Source organism: Flagellimonas aequoris (genome assembly GCF_003584165.1).
Classification (GTDB): domain Bacteria; phylum Bacteroidota; class Bacteroidia; order Flavobacteriales; family Flavobacteriaceae; genus Flagellimonas; species Flagellimonas aequoris.
This window is the reverse complement of the sequence record NZ_QXFJ01000009.1, coordinates 169,384-185,699: the sequence shown is the minus strand read 5'-3', so window position 1 is coordinate 185,699 and position 16,316 is coordinate 169,384. Positions and strand designations below refer to the sequence as shown.

General features: G+C 44.3%; 11 protein-coding genes. All 11 read left to right on the top strand.

The genetic code is table 11. From position 1 onward, the window contains the following. The first annotated feature begins 114 nt into the window (after positions 1–114). The 11 genes from D2U88_RS03595 to D2U88_RS03545 all read left to right on the top strand — a co-directional run bounded on the left by D2U88_RS03595 (position 115) and on the right by D2U88_RS03545 (position 16,265). Positions 115–3,279, top strand: a complete 3,165-nt coding sequence (locus tag D2U88_RS03595; protein WP_119638930.1) for a SusC/RagA family TonB-linked outer membrane protein — start codon at positions 115–117, stop codon at positions 3,277–3,279. A 12-nt stretch (positions 3,280–3,291) separates the two neighbouring features. Continuing rightward, positions 3,292–4,872: a SusD/RagB family nutrient-binding outer membrane lipoprotein gene (locus D2U88_RS03590; protein ID WP_119638929.1), complete on the top strand. Its 1,581-nt coding sequence runs from the start codon at positions 3,292–3,294 to the stop codon at positions 4,870–4,872. 5 nt (positions 4,873–4,877) lie between these two features. Beyond that, entirely contained in the window at positions 4,878–6,548 is a 1,671-nt protein-coding gene (locus tag D2U88_RS03585) for an alkaline phosphatase family protein (protein WP_235855713.1), read from the top strand. Between the two features lies 1 nt (position 6,549). Then, positions 6,550–7,824: a ComEC/Rec2 family competence protein gene (locus D2U88_RS03580; RefSeq protein ID WP_119638928.1), complete on the top strand. Its 1,275-nt coding sequence runs from the start codon at positions 6,550–6,552 to the stop codon at positions 7,822–7,824. Next, positions 7,811–9,172, top strand: coding sequence for a (R)-1-hydroxy-2-aminoethylphosphonate ammonia-lyase (gene pbfA, locus D2U88_RS03575; protein ID WP_235855712.1), 1,362 nt, complete (start codon positions 7,811–7,813; stop codon positions 9,170–9,172). The genes D2U88_RS03580 and pbfA overlap by 14 nt, the downstream gene beginning before the upstream one ends. Continuing rightward, complete coding sequence (locus tag D2U88_RS03570) at positions 9,172–10,761, top strand: fibronectin type III domain-containing protein (RefSeq protein WP_119638926.1); 1,590 nt, start codon at positions 9,172–9,174, stop codon at positions 10,759–10,761. The genes pbfA and D2U88_RS03570 overlap by 1 nt, the downstream gene beginning before the upstream one ends. Before the next feature lie 3 nt (positions 10,762–10,764). Beyond that, positions 10,765–11,838 carry a sulfatase-like hydrolase/transferase gene (locus D2U88_RS03565; RefSeq protein WP_119638925.1) on the top strand — a complete coding sequence of 358 codons (1,074 nt, stop codon included), beginning with the start codon at positions 10,765–10,767 and terminating at the stop codon, positions 11,836–11,838. A gap of 146 nt (positions 11,839–11,984) precedes the next feature. Next, positions 11,985–12,617 (top strand): Crp/Fnr family transcriptional regulator, encoded by a 633-nt coding sequence (locus tag D2U88_RS03560; protein WP_119638924.1) that lies wholly within the window; start codon positions 11,985–11,987, stop codon positions 12,615–12,617. Positions 12,618–12,678: 61 nt separating this feature from the next. Next, positions 12,679–14,412, top strand: coding sequence for a SulP family inorganic anion transporter (locus tag D2U88_RS03555; RefSeq protein WP_119638923.1), 1,734 nt, complete (start codon positions 12,679–12,681; stop codon positions 14,410–14,412). Positions 14,413–14,469: 57 nt separating this feature from the next. After that, on the top strand, positions 14,470–15,879 hold the full coding sequence (locus D2U88_RS03550) for an MBL fold metallo-hydrolase (RefSeq protein ID WP_119638922.1): 1,410 nt from the start codon (positions 14,470–14,472) through the stop codon (positions 15,877–15,879). Between the two features lie 8 nt (positions 15,880–15,887). Next, positions 15,888–16,265 carry a rhodanese-like domain-containing protein gene (locus D2U88_RS03545; protein ID WP_119638921.1) on the top strand — a complete coding sequence of 126 codons (378 nt, stop codon included), beginning with the start codon at positions 15,888–15,890 and terminating at the stop codon, positions 16,263–16,265. The last annotated feature ends 51 nt before the right edge of the window (positions 16,266–16,316 follow it).

Below are 16,316 nucleotides of genomic sequence, written 5' to 3'. Positions count from 1 at the left end.
AGTTTCTTTTAACCTTTCCATATCATTTTTTTAATCTGTTTAAGGGCATGCCTTAACTCTTGTGTTGGATATTTGTTGATAAATAATTAACCAAATTTTACAAATACTCAATAAATGAAAAAATCAATTCTAACGTTTTTACTTGCCTTTACAGCAAGTATCATCGGCTATTCCCAGGTTACTTTTTCGGGAACGGTAGTGGACGAGAACAACATACCGTTGCCTGGAGCTTCGGTGGTTGTAAAAGGTGGTACCACAGGTGTGGCTACAGACTTTGATGGGAACTTTCAAATTCAGTTGCCCAGCGCCAATGAAACTTTGCTGGTATCCTATATAGGATATGTAGCCAAAGAGTTTGCCACTTCTGGACAAACCTCTGCAACCATTATGTTGGAGCCAGACTCCCAACAGTTGGATGAGGTGGTGGTTACCGCTCTGGGTATCAAAAGGGAAAAGAAATCATTGGGATATGCTTCCCAAGAATTGGATTCGGAAGAAGTAACTTCGGCTCGGGAGCCCAATTTATTGAACGGGATCTCTGGTAAGGTCGCAGGTCTTCAAATCACCAATAGTCCTTCAGGATTGGGAGGGTCCGCTAGGGTAAGCATCAGGGGTGATGCTTCCTTGAACATCAATGGTAACTCACCTTTGTTCATTGTTGACGGTACTCCGATCAGTAATGAAATTGTTGGCTCTTCAGGTTCCGGAACACAGGACGTGGATTATGGAAATGGAGCTGCTGAGATCAATCCACAGGATATTGAGTCCATAAACGTGTTGAAAGGTCCAGCTGCTGCGGCCCTCTACGGAGCCAGGGCGGCAAACGGTGCCATTATCATCACCACCAAAAAAGGAAAATCTGAAAGCGGAAAGTTGGGTATTACCATCAATACAGGAGTTACTGTTGAGAACATTTTGCTTTTGCCGGATTGGCAAAATGAATATGGACAAGGTAACAACCAACAATTTGCATTTGTGGATGGTAGCGGAAGTGGTATAGCGGATGGTGTGGATGAAAGCTGGGGTCCAAGATTGGATACCGGTTTGTTGATCCCCCAATTTGATTCCCCAAGAGAGGATGGTACAAGAGGAGGGGATTATTTGGTAAGTGATTCCCCAATAATACCTACTCCATGGGTATCACAACCCAATAATACCAAAGATTTCTTTGAAACAGGTTTTACCAAGACAAATAGTATTGCCATATCCAAATCTGGGGATATGGGAAATATCCGTTTCTCCTATCAAAACTTGGATCAAGAAGGTGTTGTTCCCAATACCGATCTTAAGAGGAATTCCTTCAACTTGAACACGGCCCTTAACCTTACGGACAAGGTGACCCTAAATGCGAACATCAATTATATTAAGACAGATAGTGGCAACAGGCCATCATTGAGTTATGGTACGGAAAGTATCATGTATTTGTTCATCTGGTACGGAAGACAGATCAATACGAACAACCTAAGGGATTATTGGATGCGTGGAAGAGAGGGACTACAGCAATTCAACTACAACTATAACTACCACGACAACCCTTTCTTCAATGTCTATGAAAACACCAACTCCCAAGACAAGGACAGGGTTTATGGAAATGTGAGTGCAAACTACAAAATCAATGACCATTGGAATGTAATGGTGCGTACAGGACGTGATTTCTATAGAGATTTAAGGGCCAAGAAAAGGGCTTTCAGTACACAGCGTTTTCCTTTGGGCTATTATAGGGAAGACAATGTCTTCTTTGAAGAATCCAATACGGACTTTTTGATTTCCTACGATAATACTTTCAATGGGAAGTGGAATATCAATGTTTCTGCAGGTGGAAACCAATTGAGACAAAAGCAGGATTATACCCAAACCGTTGCGCCTCAGCTGATAAACCCAGGGGTTTACTCTTTCAACAATACCAGAAAGCCTTTGGAGGTATCTACCAGCGACAGGGAAAAAAGGATCAACAGTTTGTATGGTTTTGCAAGGTTTGCTTATGATGAAAAAGTATACCTTGATCTAACAGGAAGGAATGACTGGTCGAGCACATTGCCAACGGATAATAACTCTTACTTCTATCCTTCCGCAACCTTGAGTGCCATTGCAAGTGATATTTTTGAGTTACCGGAATTTGTTTCCTTTGCCAAGATAAGGGCTGCCTATGCCGAGGTGGGTAACGATACGGACCCATACAAATTGGAAAGTTTCTATACCAACGAATCACCATTTGGCGATTATCCGGCCTTAACGGAGTCCTCTTTGATCCCCAATGCGGAACTTAAGCCTGAGATTACCTCTTCCTATGAATTTGGTTTGGACCTACGTTTTTTCCAAAGCAGGGTAAACATAGATGCTACCTATTATGATGGTAGAACAAAGAACCAGATCATACCTATCAGTACCGATATAGCCAGTGGTTATACCAGTAAATTGATCAATGCCGGAGAGGTAAGGAACTATGGTTTTGAGGCCATTGCTAGTTTCATTCCAATTAAATCTGACAATTTCACATGGAGGTCAACTTTCAATTTCTCCACCAATAAAAGTGAAGTGACCGATTTGGGAGGTGTAAATTATACATTGACCGAACGTAACGGGGCATACATCCAAGCCCGTGAAGGAGGCTCCATCAGTGCCATTTACGGAAGGGGATTCCAAAGGGTAGAGGATAAAAACAGCCCATACTACGGTCAAAAGATCTTCAATGATCAAGGGATTCCGATGAGAACGGATGACTTGGTTTACCAAGGGGATTATGCGCCGGATTATACCTTGGGAATGATGAACAGCTTCAAGTACAAGGCATTCGATCTTAGCTTCCTATTGGATACTAGACAAGGCGGTATCGTGGTGTCAAGGACAAAGACCATCGGTAGTACATCCGGTCAGTTAAAAGAAACTTTGGAAGGAAGGGAAACCGGAATAGTTGGGGAAGGTGTAGTGGAAACTTCGCCAGGGGTATACACGCCCAACGCGGTGAACGTGGATGCCAGAACTTGGAACAACAGATACTATGAAAGGGATAACGTGGAAGCGGCCAAATATGATGCCTCCTACACCAAACTAAGGGAAGTTACCCTTGGGTATACCTTGCCAAAAAGGTTTGTGGACAAACTGCCGATCACAGGGGCAAGACTCTCTGTTACAGGAAGAAACCTTTTGCTATGGACAGACAACCCCCATTTTGACCCCGAAACCGTTTCAGTTGCCGGAGGCACGCTGCAACCTGGTATCGAGAATATGTCTTACCCAAGTACCAAGACATACACAATTAACCTAAGAATTGACTTTTAATTATACAATCCGATGAAAAAACTACAGAACATTCAAAAAATGATATTCATGACATTTTCATTGTTGTGTATGATCAACTGTACGGACGATTTTGAGCAAATAAACACGAACCCCAACTATCCGGAAAGTGCTGAACCAAGCCTATTGTTGCCAGGGATTATGAGAGAAATGGCATATAACTGGGGAGATCAAGGATGGGAAGAAGGTTTTACCGTAACACAATATGCCGCAAGGTTGCAGTTCACCTCTGGAGACACGTACAACTGGTCTCCAACAGGTAATCCCTATGATAATGCCTATGCCTCACTGCGAGATGTTGAAAATATCATTAGGGAGACCAAAGAAAATGAGGAACAGCAAAACTATTATGGTGTTGCCCTTATAATCAAGTCTTGGATTTATTCATACTTGACAGATGCCTATGGAGATGTTCCCTACACCGAGGCCACCCAAGGAATCAGCGGGGATAACATTACCCCCGCATTTACGCCTCAAAGTGTAATATATGACGGCATCTTGACGGATTTAAAATCTGCAAATTCCATATTGACTGGGGCTGAGAACATTACAGGGGATATTTTATATGGAGGAGATGTTTTAAAATGGAGGAAATTTGCCAACTCCCTACGCTTAAGGTTGGCCATGCGCATCAGTGATGTGGACAATTCAAGAGCCGTTTCTGAAATGTCTGAAATAGTTGGGAGCAGTACTGCCTATCCTATTTTTGAGAGCAATGCCGATGCTGCTTTGTTGCAATGGAATTCAGATAATCCACAGCCTAAATATGATACCCGTTCCGGAAGTTTCGATGAAGTTCGTCTAAGTACAACATTGGAGACAAGATTGAAGGACTTGGGGGACAGAAGGTTGATCGTTTTTGCCCAGCCCACAACCGATTCCGGAAAAGGCATCTATTCCGATAATTTGGCTGATTATGTTGGCATGCCCAATGGATTGGATGATGAGGCAGCTTTGGGATATAGCCCTTCTGGAGATGCGGATAAATCAGGTTCCAACTTTATTTCAAGGTTGGGTATTTTGTTGGCCTGTAGGGCTTGTAACGTTGAACAGGCTTCACCTACCGCTTCGCAGACCATTATCATGAGCTACTCTGAACTACAGTTTATCTTGGCAGAAGCCAGGGAGAGGAATTTCATTGCCGTTGGAGATGCAACCGAGTATTATGAAAATGGTATCAGAGCTTCCTTTGCTTATTATGTTGAAAGAATAATCGCTGGTGGATGGAATGATATTGCCGCAGATTTACAGGCATTCGATGTTGATGCCTATATCGCTCAGGCAGATGTGGCTCTTTCAGGTACAGCTGAGGAGAGATTGGGAAAAATTGCCATGCAAAAATGGATTTCCCTTTTCTATACAGGCTTCGAAGCTTGGTCTGATTGGAGACGTACCGGCATGCCGGAAGTGATTCCAGGCCCGGATGCCGTAAATGGCGGTAAGGTGCCCGTACGCTTTCAATATCCAAACTCTGTAAAATCCACAAACAGTGCCAACTATCAAGAAGCCGTATCACGAATGGGAGCGGATGATTTGAACACCCGATTGTGGTGGGATGTAGCGGACAATTATTAGTGGTAATGAAGCTAAATAAAACCATAAAAATAATGGCAATGACCACAGGGATTTTGTTCCTGTGGTCTTGTTCTTCCAAAAAGGATGATACCCCTAAGGGTATAGAGCACATCGTGATTATCGGTGTGGACGGTATGAGTCCCAATGGGATTCAAAGGGCACATACGCCCATGATGGATTCCATGATACAAAATGGGGCCGCCACCATGCATGCCCGTTCCGTACTGCCATCAAGTTCCAGCCCCAATTGGGCCAGTATGATCATGGGAGCCGATACCGAACAACACGGGGTCACTTCCAACGGATGGGAAAAGTTTGACCATCAATTGCCACCCGTAGTAGCGACCAAAAATGGAACTTTCCCAACCATTTTCACCTTGTTCCACGACCAACAGCCCGAAGCCCATGTAGGGGCCATTTACGATTGGGATGGCTTTGGACGTTTGTTCGAAAAGGAGGACGTCGATTTTGATATTGACGGGGACCACGAGGACAATACCACAGAAGAAGCGGTAAACTATATTAAGGAGCATACTCCAAAATTCACCTTTGTGCATTTGGATCATGTAGATCATGCAGGCCATGCCTTGGGCCATGGAAGCCTGGAATATTACAAATCCGTGGAAAAGGCAGACTCTTTGATCACAGAGATTGTCAACGCGACCAAAGAAGCGGGCATTTTTGAAAAGACCCTGTTCATTGTTTCTGCCGATCACGGTGGAATCGGTTTTGGGCACGGGGGTGAAAGTTTGGCCGAAATGGAGATACCCTTTATCCTTTATGGTGCAGGAATCAAAAAAGGATATCAGATTGAAGAGACCGTATACCAATACGACAATGCAGCCACGGTGGCCTATGCCATGGGATTGCAAACTCCCCAATCTTGGATCGGGAGGCCCGTTAAAGGAGCTTTTATCGGTAATGAAAAACCCAACTTGACCTATAAGCGAAAAGAGCAGATAACCCAACCAAAGATTCTTCCGGATGCAGGCTATTTTGAGCCTGCTGGAGGAGTTTTTAAGGCGGATTCCGTTGCTGTGGTGATGCAGAACCCTAACAATGTGGGTGAGATTAGATATACCATTGGAAATGCTGTTCCGACCATGGATAACAGCAAGGTCTATCAAGATACTTTTTACCTGAAGCAGACCGAGATTGTAAAGGCTGGTGTCTTTCAAGATGACCAATTAGTGAGTACGATTGCAGAGGCCAATTTCAGGTTGGTTCCTGAAACCAAGGAAGACCCTGTTGCCTATACCATTTATTACGGGGAAGGGATGGACAAATTACCCAATTTCGCTACCTTAAAGCCTGTTAAAGAAGGTTTTGTTGCCGAATTTTCCCATAAACAAGCATTGACGGAAGATGTGCAACAAGAACAGGTGGCCTTGGTGTTGGAAAGCTATTTGGATATTCCTGAAGATGGGAAATATGGCTTTTTTACCAACAGTGACGACGGGAGCAAACTCTATGTGGATGGAAAATTGGTGGTGGACAACGATGGGGACCATGGGGTCATGGAACGTGGCGAAGCTATTGAACTGACCAAAGGCAAACATTTGATCAGGGTAGAATTTTTTAACGGAGGGGGAGGCTACCACTTGGATGTAAAATACCAAGGAGCCAACATCCCGAAACAGATCATTCCCGCCAATCATTTATACAGAGAAAAATAGCATGCATATCAACTTCAAAAAATCAGGTTTTTTTGCCGTTCTATTCCTTTCGGCTTTAATGGTACTAGGCCAAAAGCAGCAATTACCTGCTTGGCAACCTGGTTTTTTGGACATCCATCACATTAATACCGGTAGAGGTGATGCCGCTTTTATGGTTTTTCCTGATGGTACCACCATGTTGGTGGATGCAGGGGACATGTCCGAGACCCATCCTAGGACCACATCGAGTAGAAATGCCCAGCTGGTTCCGAACAGGTCCAAAACGGCACCCCAATGGATCGTGGATTATATTGACCAATTTTTGCCCAAAACGCAAGAGCGAAAATTGGATTATGCCCTCATCACCCATTACCACGATGATCATTTTGGGGAAATTGATTCCTTGCGAAAAACAGCTCCGGGAGGGTATCAATTGACCGGAATCATGGAAGTGGGAACCTTGATCCCCATCAAAAAATTGATCGACCGTGGGTTTGAATTCCCCCTCAACCTGAAAGATTCCAAAGTACAGGCTGAGAAACGTTTCTCAAGCGATGCCTATGGGATGATACCCACTTTAAAAGAGTATTGGAAGTTTATCGATTATCAAGCTAAAAAAGTTGGATTAATCAATGAGGCCTTGAAAGTGGGTCGTTCGGACCAAATCATTTTGAAAAATAATCCAAAGGATTATCCAAAATTCTCAATACAGAACATTGCCTCCAACGGAAACATTTGGACGGGTTATGATGATTCCTTTTACCCTTTGTTCAAACAGGGGGAATATCCCGGGGAGAACCCATTGAGCAACGGTATCCGTATCGATTACGGCAAGTTCAACTACTACACGGGCGGTGATATTTCGGGAATAGACGGCATGGGCCAGACCAATTTGGATGCCTTGGAATCCCACGTGGCTCCGGTAATCGGCCCGGTGGATGTGGCCACACTCAACCATCACGGTAACCGGGATTCCCAAAATCCATTTTATGTTCGTACGATCCGACCACGTGTTTGGATCCAACAGAATTGGACGGCTGACCATCCGGGCGAGGAAGTTTTAAGAAGAATCACTTCAACACAATTGTACCCTGGCGAACGGGATATTTTTTCAACGATTATGCTCCAAGGCACCAAGGATGTGATCGGGGGCAGATTGGACCAATACAAAAGCCAAAAAGGACACATTGTAGTACGGGTTTACAATCACGGGAATTCGTACGATATTTATGTGTTGAACGATTCATCCGAAGAAAGGGAAATACTAGCGAAATATGGACCATATGAAGCACGATAGGCACAACACGGAATCTGTTGTGGAAGGCGACATCAACCTCACCTCTGCAAGGGGCGAATGGTTAAGGGAAGAAGTGAACGACCAGACCAAGGAGCTATTGGAAAAGGATGCCAAATATTTTTTGCACCAATCCATGTCCACCCCTTGTCTGGACGTATTAAAAAATTGCGAAGGCTCCTATTTGGAGAATATTTCAGGGAAACGCTATCTGGATTTTCATGGAAACAATGTGCACCAAGTAGGATTTTCGCACCCTAAAATGGTGAGTGCGCTCATGGGGCAACTTCAGGAACTCACGTTTTCAACCCGAAGATATACCAATGAAAAAGCCATCCAGTTTGCTGAGAAATTGACATCCTATACCCCAAAAGGACTGAACCGTATTTTATTGACCCCGAACGGGAGCTCATCTATTAGTATTGCCTTGAAACTGGCCCGTGCGGTGACCGGAAAACATAAGGTGGTTTCCTTTTGGGACTCGTTCCATGGGGCCAATTTGGATGCCATCAGCGTAGGCGGAGAATCCATTTTTCAAGAACATATGGGGCCATTGATGCCCGGTGTGGAACGCATTCCGCCCCCTATTACCTATCGTGGTATTTTTGAAGGGAACGAGGAAAAAGCCCTGGAGTATTTGGAGCATGTGTTGTCCAAGGATGATGAGATCGGCGCCTTTTTGGCCGAGACCATCCGGAACACCGATGTTCAGATCCCATCCGCTAAATATTGGCAAGGTGCTCGTGAACTTTGTGACAAGTATGGGGTGTTGTTGATTTTGGATGAAATCCCGATCGCTTTCGGACGCACTGGTAAAATGTTCGCCTACGAACTGTTTGGTATTGAACCCGATATCCTTTGTTTGGGCAAAGGCTTGGGTGGAGGCATTGTTCCCCAAGCAGCCATTGTGACCCGAGAGGAATACAACAGGTTCGGGCACATCTCCTTGGGGCATTATACCCACGAAAAAAGTCCGTTGGGCTCCGTAGCCGGGTTAACCCTTTTGGAAATTATTGAAGAAGAAAACCTATTGCAAAAGGTGAAGGCAGATGAGGAATTTATGAAGAAAGCCCTGTACAAAATGCATAGAAAATACTCCTTGATCGGCGATGTGCGTGGGGTTGGACTTTTATGGGGAATTGAACTGGTGACCAATAGGACCTCCAAGGAAAAAGCGACAGCCGAAGCAGAGGAAATCATGTACGAATGCCTAAAAAATGGACTGAGTTTCAAAGTTTCCAAAGGAAATGTACTGCAACTCTCCCCACCTTTGACCATTTCTAGGGAAGAACTGGAAAAAGCCTTGGAAATATTGAACGAGGCCTTCCTAAAAACCAACGCTATAGCCTAATGAAAAAAATCAACCAACTACTGATCTTCTTATTTTTGGGCATTGCCCAAATCATGGCTCAATCCGAGCCACAGATTTTGGTACAACCCTATCTGCAGAACGCCGAACCCAATTCCATCACCATCATGTGGGAGACCACCAATGGAGAGGAGAGTATTGTGGAATATGGAACCACTCCAAAATTGGGCAAAAAGGCCACAGGCAAGGCCGAAGACATCAATTTTTCGGATTCTAGGGTACATACCGTTACGTTGACAGGTTTGGAACGCTTTACCGAATACTTTTATCGGGTAAAGACAGGAAAGGCCAAATCGGACATCTATCAATTTAAAACACCACCCTTTGCCAGTGATGAGGAATCGTTCAACATTGTTGCCATGAGCGATATGCAATACGATAGCCAAAATCCGAATAAGTTTTCCGAAGTGGTGAACGAGGGCATCATTCAATATTTGAAAAAAGAATACGGGGGTAAATTGCCCGATAATTTGGCCATGATCATGATTCCGGGGGACTTGGTGCAGAGTGGTAGTCAATATTATCAATGGAAAGACCATTTTTTCGACCCCGCACAAAAATTGTTTGCAGAAGTGCCCGTGTACCCGGTTTTGGGCAACCATGAACGGAACTCCATTTTTTACTTCAAATATTTCAGTCTTCCCGAGAACGGAACTCCAGCTTATGCAGAGCATTGGTGGTACAAGGACTATGGTAATACCCGTGTGATTGGGTTGAATTCCAATGATGGGTATCGAGATTTGAGAGAGCAGTACGAATGGTTGGAAAAGGTATTGGCAGACACGGAAAAGGACGATAATATCGACTTTGTTTTTGCCCAACTCCACCATCCCTATAAATCGGAACTTTGGATTCCTGGGGAAGAAGAACCCACAGGAAAAGTGGTTAAAATGTTGGAAGCGTTCTCCACAAAAACAGGAAAACCCAGCATACATTTTTTTGGACACACCCATGCCTATTCCAGGGGACAGTCTAGAGATCACAAGCATTTGTGGATCAATGTGGCCTCGGCAGGTGGTGCCATAGACAATTGGGGCGAATTTGAAGGCAGGGATTATGATGAGTTTACGGTTTCCCAAGACGAATATGGTTTTGTGATGGTGGAAGTGGACGGGAATAGAAACGACCCCAAGTTCACCATTAAGCGAATCAGTCGCGGTAACGAAAGCAAGTTTAGAGACAATGAGCTTCGCGATAGCATTACCATTTGGAGATTGGAAAAGAAACCCGAAACCCCCAAAGCAGTTTCGCCTACAAACAATGTGGAAGTTGAAGATGAATTTGCCACGTTACAAGCTGGGGAATTTTCAAGTCCAATCAACGGGGCTTTCCATGCCGCCGCGCATTGGCAGGTTTCTGAAACAAAGGATTTTGAAAAATTGGCATTGGACAGTTGGAAACAATATGAAAACTGGTACTATGAGGAAGACCGCCAAAAAGATGACGACCTTACCGACGAAAAAACCAAAAGATTGAAACCGGGAACCACCTATTATTGGAGGGTCCGTTACCGAGACCAAAACCTCAATTGGAGCGGGTGGTCCGAAACAGCATCATTTAAAACCAAATAGAAAATGAAAAACAAGATTTTGCTTTTGATGGCTGCCTTGGTAGCTTTTCTAAAGATAAGTGCACAGGATTCCGATACCAAAGTGATTTTGATTACACTTGATGGGTACCGTTGGCAGGAATTGTTTACAGGTGCCGACCCTTTATTGATTGGGAATAAGGATTATGTTCATGAGATGGATGCATTAAAAGAAGCCTTTTGGAGGGAGACTCTGGAGGAGAGAAGGGAGGCTTTGATGCCCTTTTTCTGGACCCAGGTTTCCAAAATGGGACAGTTGCATGGGAACAGGAATTTGGGGAGCAAAGTGAACCTTACCAATGGCATGTGGTTTTCCTACCCAGGCTATAACGAAATCTTGACAGGAACCGCGGATGATAAAAATATCCGTAGCAACGATAAGATTGAAAATCCCAATACCACCATTTTGGAACAGTACAACAATACCTCCGAAGGGAAAGGGAAAGTGGCCGCCTTTGGTAGTTGGGATGTGTTCCCGTTCATCATCAACGAAAAGCGTTCCGGGGTTCCTGTGAATGCTGGTTTTGAAACGGCTACGGGTAATTTGAACGAAAGGGAAAAATTCCTGAACGAACTTCAGGGTCAGGTTCCCAGTCCATGGGGCAGTGTCCGTTTGGATGCCTTCACCCATCATTATGCTTTGGAACATATGAAGAAGGAGCATCCCAAATTGCTGTACATCTCCTATGGTGAAACAGATGACTTTGCCCATGACGGGGAATATCAGGCATATCTAAAATCGGCGCATAACACCGATGCCTTGATCAAGGAGTTGTGGAACTTTACCCAACAGGATGATTTTTATAAAGATCAAACCGTTTTTATCGTCACCACGGACCATGGCAGGGGCACCGAGCCTTTGGATACTTGGAGAAGCCATGGTGCGGATATCAAGGGAGCTGACCAAGTTTGGATGGTCACCTTTGGAAAGGGGATTCAGCCCTTGGGCGAGGTAAAACAGGAAGAGCAGCTCTTTTCCAACCAGTTTGCACCGACCATTTTAAAGATTTTGAATACTTCCATCCCCAAGGAAATCAAGGGGCAACCCCTAAAAATTTAAGTTTAAGTAGGTTTAATTTCAGTTAATTAGTTTGCGTTAATTTGCGATGTACCCACACTTTAAGTGTGGGTTCTGCATATTAGGGCAAAATTGATGCGGGAATTTCTTTATTAAAATAATTACCTTAGGGGGCCTATACCAACAGCATGGAAGAAGATCTTATTGGAACATTCAGCAACTATTTTGAGCAACCCCTTATCGATGAGATTTTGGAGGTCGGAAAATTGATGGAAGTCCCAGCTGGGGAGACCATTATGGATATTGGGCAATACATCCGTAGTATCCCTTTGTTGCTGTCCGGAGCCATTAAAGTGTTGAGGGAAGATGAGGAAGGCGATGAACTCCTTCTGTATTATTTGGAACAGGGAGAGACGTGCTCAGTGACCATGGCCTGCTGCATGGGCCACACCAAAAGCGAGATCAGGGCCATAACAGAAACGGATGCCCGGATCATTATGATACCTGTTCAGAAGATGGAGGAATGGATGAGCAAATACCAAGGTTGGCGTAATTATGTGTTCGACAGTTACCATAACCGCCTGAACGAGTTGCTGCAGACCGTGGACAGTATCGCCTTTAAAAATTTGGATCAAAGGCTAGTGGATTACCTTAAAAAGAAAGTGGAAGTGACCAATGATAACAAGATCAGGAGCACCCACCAAGAAATTGCCTATGATCTGCACACCTCAAGGGTTGTGGTTTCCAGATTGTTGAAAAAGCTGGAGAAAATGAAAAAGCTGAAATTGCATAGGAGCTACATCCATATCATAGATTTGTAATTGTGCCCTTTGTTACTGTGGGCTGCTATTAGGCACTATATTTTTGCGCAAAACCAATCACATGCTCAAAAGGTTTTTTCCTTTTTTATCATGGATCCGCAATTATGATCGTTCGTTGTTGTACGGGGATTTGATTGCAGGGATTACCGTGGGAATCATGCTCGTACCACAGGGAATGGCCTATGCCATGATTGCGGGTATGCCTCCCATTTATGGACTTTATGCCGCATTGGTGCCCCAATTTATATATGCCATTACGGGAACATCCCGTCAATTGGCCGTGGGGCCCGTGGCGATGGATTCCCTTTTGGTGGCCGCTGGTATAGGGGCCATGCAGTTGTCGGGAGAAGGAGCATACATTTCGGCCGTCATATTTTTGACGTTGCTTATCGGGTTGGTACAGTTGCTTTTTGGGTTCCTGAAAATGGGATCTTTTGTCAACTTTTTATCCAAACCCGTGATTAATGGGTTTACTTCCGCAGCGGCCATACTCATAGGCTTGGGTCAATTAAAACATGTATTGGGGATAGACCTGCCCCAATCGGGAAAAGTACATGTGTTATTGGCAAGTTTGTTCCAAAATTTAAATCAGATTGATCCATTGACTTTAGGTTTAGGGGTTTTGGTGATCCTTCTAATCATCGGATTGAAAAAAATCAATAAAAAACTACCTATTCCCCTGCTGATCGTAGTGTTGGGAATTTTAGGAGTGGTCTTGTTCGGATTGGAGGCCAAGGGCATCCGTATAGTGGGTGATATCCCAAGAGGATTGCCCAAGTTTGAACTTCCAGTGGGCCACTGGGACAAGATAGGTCAGTTTCTGCCCATTGCCCTTACCGTGGCCCTTTTTGGGTTTATGGAATCCATTTCCATTGCCAAGACCTTGGAAGAAAAACATCCGGAATATGAATTGGATGCCAATCAGGAGCTTAGGGCTTTGGGAATGTCCAATATCATGGGCTCCCTTTTTCAGTCCTTTTCGGTTTCCGGAGGATTTTCAAGGAGTGCCGTAAATGATGAGGCCGGGGCCAAAACGAGCATGTCGCTCATTTTTAGTACGTTGATCATTGCGGGGATTTTGTTGTTCCTCACTCCGCTGTTCTATAATTTGCCCACTGTTGCTTTGGGCGGTATCATTATTGTTTCCGTTTTTGGATTGATCGATGTGAGATACCCCATCAACCTATGGAAAAATAGGAAGGATGAGTTCATTTTGCTGGTGGCCACTTTTTTGATGACCCTTTTTATCGGGTTGATAGAAGGTATCCTCTTGGGTGTGCTGCTTTCCCTTTTATTATTGGTCTATCGTATCTCCAAACCCCATATTGCCATTTTAGGAAGGATCAAGGGCACCAATTATTTCAAGAACATCAACCGATTTTCGGAAGATGTGGAGGTATTTAGCGATATCTTGATCTTGAGGTTCGATGCCCAATTATACTTTGGAAACAAGGATTACTTTAAAAAACAACTATATCAGGAAATAGAGAAGAAAGGCCCTGAACTCAAGTTTGTGGTCCTTAATGCGGAACCCATCAATTATATTGATAGTAGTGCCGCCGTAATGCTGGAACGAACCATTTTGGAGCTTCGGGAAAGGGGTATCCAATTTATGATTGCCGGGGCAATAGGCCCCACTAGGGATATCTTGCATAGCAGCGGTATCATCGATATTCTAGGAAAGGAAAACCTGTTTGCGCAGACCTTTGATGCCGTGGATTGTTGCTCCAATCACACCGAAAGAAGTACCATTCAAAAAAAGATATCACTTCAATCCAAGACTAAGAGTTTGTAACTTTGGTCACAGAACGTTACGGTACACAAGTTTATATTTGATAAAAACCATTATCACATGAAAATTGAACAAATTTACACCGGATGCTTGGCCCAGGGGGCTTATTACATAGAAAGTGAAGGGGAAGCCGCCATAGTGGATCCCTTGAGAGAGGTAAAGCCCTACATTAAAAAAGCCGAGGAAGATGGCGCAAAGATCAAGTATATCTTCGAAACGCATTTCCATGCCGACTTTGTCAGCGGACACGTAACCCTGGCCAAGGAAACAGGCGCATCGATTGTATATGGTCCAACGGCAAAACCTTCTTTTGATGCTATTACTGCTGAAGATGGCCAAGAGTTTACATTGGGCAAGGTGACCATCAAGGTCTTGCATACACCTGGACATACCATGGAAAGCTCCACTTTTTTGTTGATAGATGAAAATGGAAAGGACCATGCCATATTCAGTGGGGACACCTTGTTCTTAGGCGATGTAGGTCGACCTGATTTGGCCCAAAAAGCGGCCCATATGACCCAGGAAGAATTGGCAGGTACGCTATATGAAAGCCTTCGCAATAAGATTATGCCCTTGGCCGATGATGTGATCGTATATCCTGCCCATGGCGCAGGTTCCGCTTGCGGAAAGAACATGATGAAGGAAACCGTGGACACCTTGGGGAACCAGAAGAAGATGAACTATGCGCTTCGTGCCGATATGACCAAGGATGAATTCATTGATGAGGTTACGGAAGGGCTTTTGCCTCCACCACAATATTTCCCTTTGAACGTGAAAATGAACAAAGAAGGGTATGAGGATATCGACAAAGTATTGAAAAGAGGAACACATGCCTTGAGTCCTGATGCTTTTGAAGTCGCCGCCAACGAGACAGGGGCCGTGGTATTGGATGTACGCCACCAAGATGACTTTGCCAAAGGCCATGTGCCAAGATCCATATTCATTGGTTTGGATGGCAGCTTTGCCCCTTGGGTAGGAGCTTTGATTGCCGATGTGGAACAGCCCATTCTTTTGGTAGTGCCCGAAGGCAAGGAGGAAGAGACCGTTATCCGTCTTTCAAGGGTTGGTTTCGATAACACTTTGGGTTACTTAAAAGGTGGAATCGAAGCATGGAAAGCGGCCGGAAAGGAATTTGATACCGTGCCTAATGTGAATGCCAAGGAATTCAAGGAAATGGTGGATAAGGGAGTTCCCGTTTTTGACGTAAGAAAAGAATCGGAATATAAGGCAGAACACGTAGTGGACGCCCATTTAACGCCACTGGATTATTTGAATGACCATTTGGCCGAATTCCCAAGTGAAGAAACTTTTTACATTCATTGCGCAGGAGGATATAGAAGTATGATCGCCTCTTCTATTTTGAAGAGCAGGGGAATCCATAATCTGGTGGATGTTTCCGGTGGTTTTGCCGAAATCAAGAATGTAGGGATTCCTGTAACGGATTACGTTTGCCCTTCCACGCTAAAATAGGAGCAACCATGCAACATATTTTTAAGAAGGGCCTGTTTCTGGTATTCTTCGTAGGTATTCTTTCATGTCAATCGCAAGATACGACCATTACAAGGGTGGATAAGGAAGCCATCAAGGCCGAGGTCATTGGAAAGGATGTGCAACTTGTGGATGTACGCACCCCAGAGGAGTACAATGCCGGCCATATTGATGATGCCATCAATTTTGATCTGAGCAACCGAAGTGCCTTTATGAAACAAGTGGAGACCTTGGACAAGGACCAGCCCGTATATGTCTATTGTTTGGTTGGGTCCAGAAGCGCTTATGCCGCAAAAATCCTTAGAAGTAAGGGATTTACAAAAATCTATGACTATTCGGGAGGGTACAATGATTGGATGAAGAATTAGACCAATTTTACTTCATTTTCGCCTTGTGTAACCATCGTTACTGACCGTCAT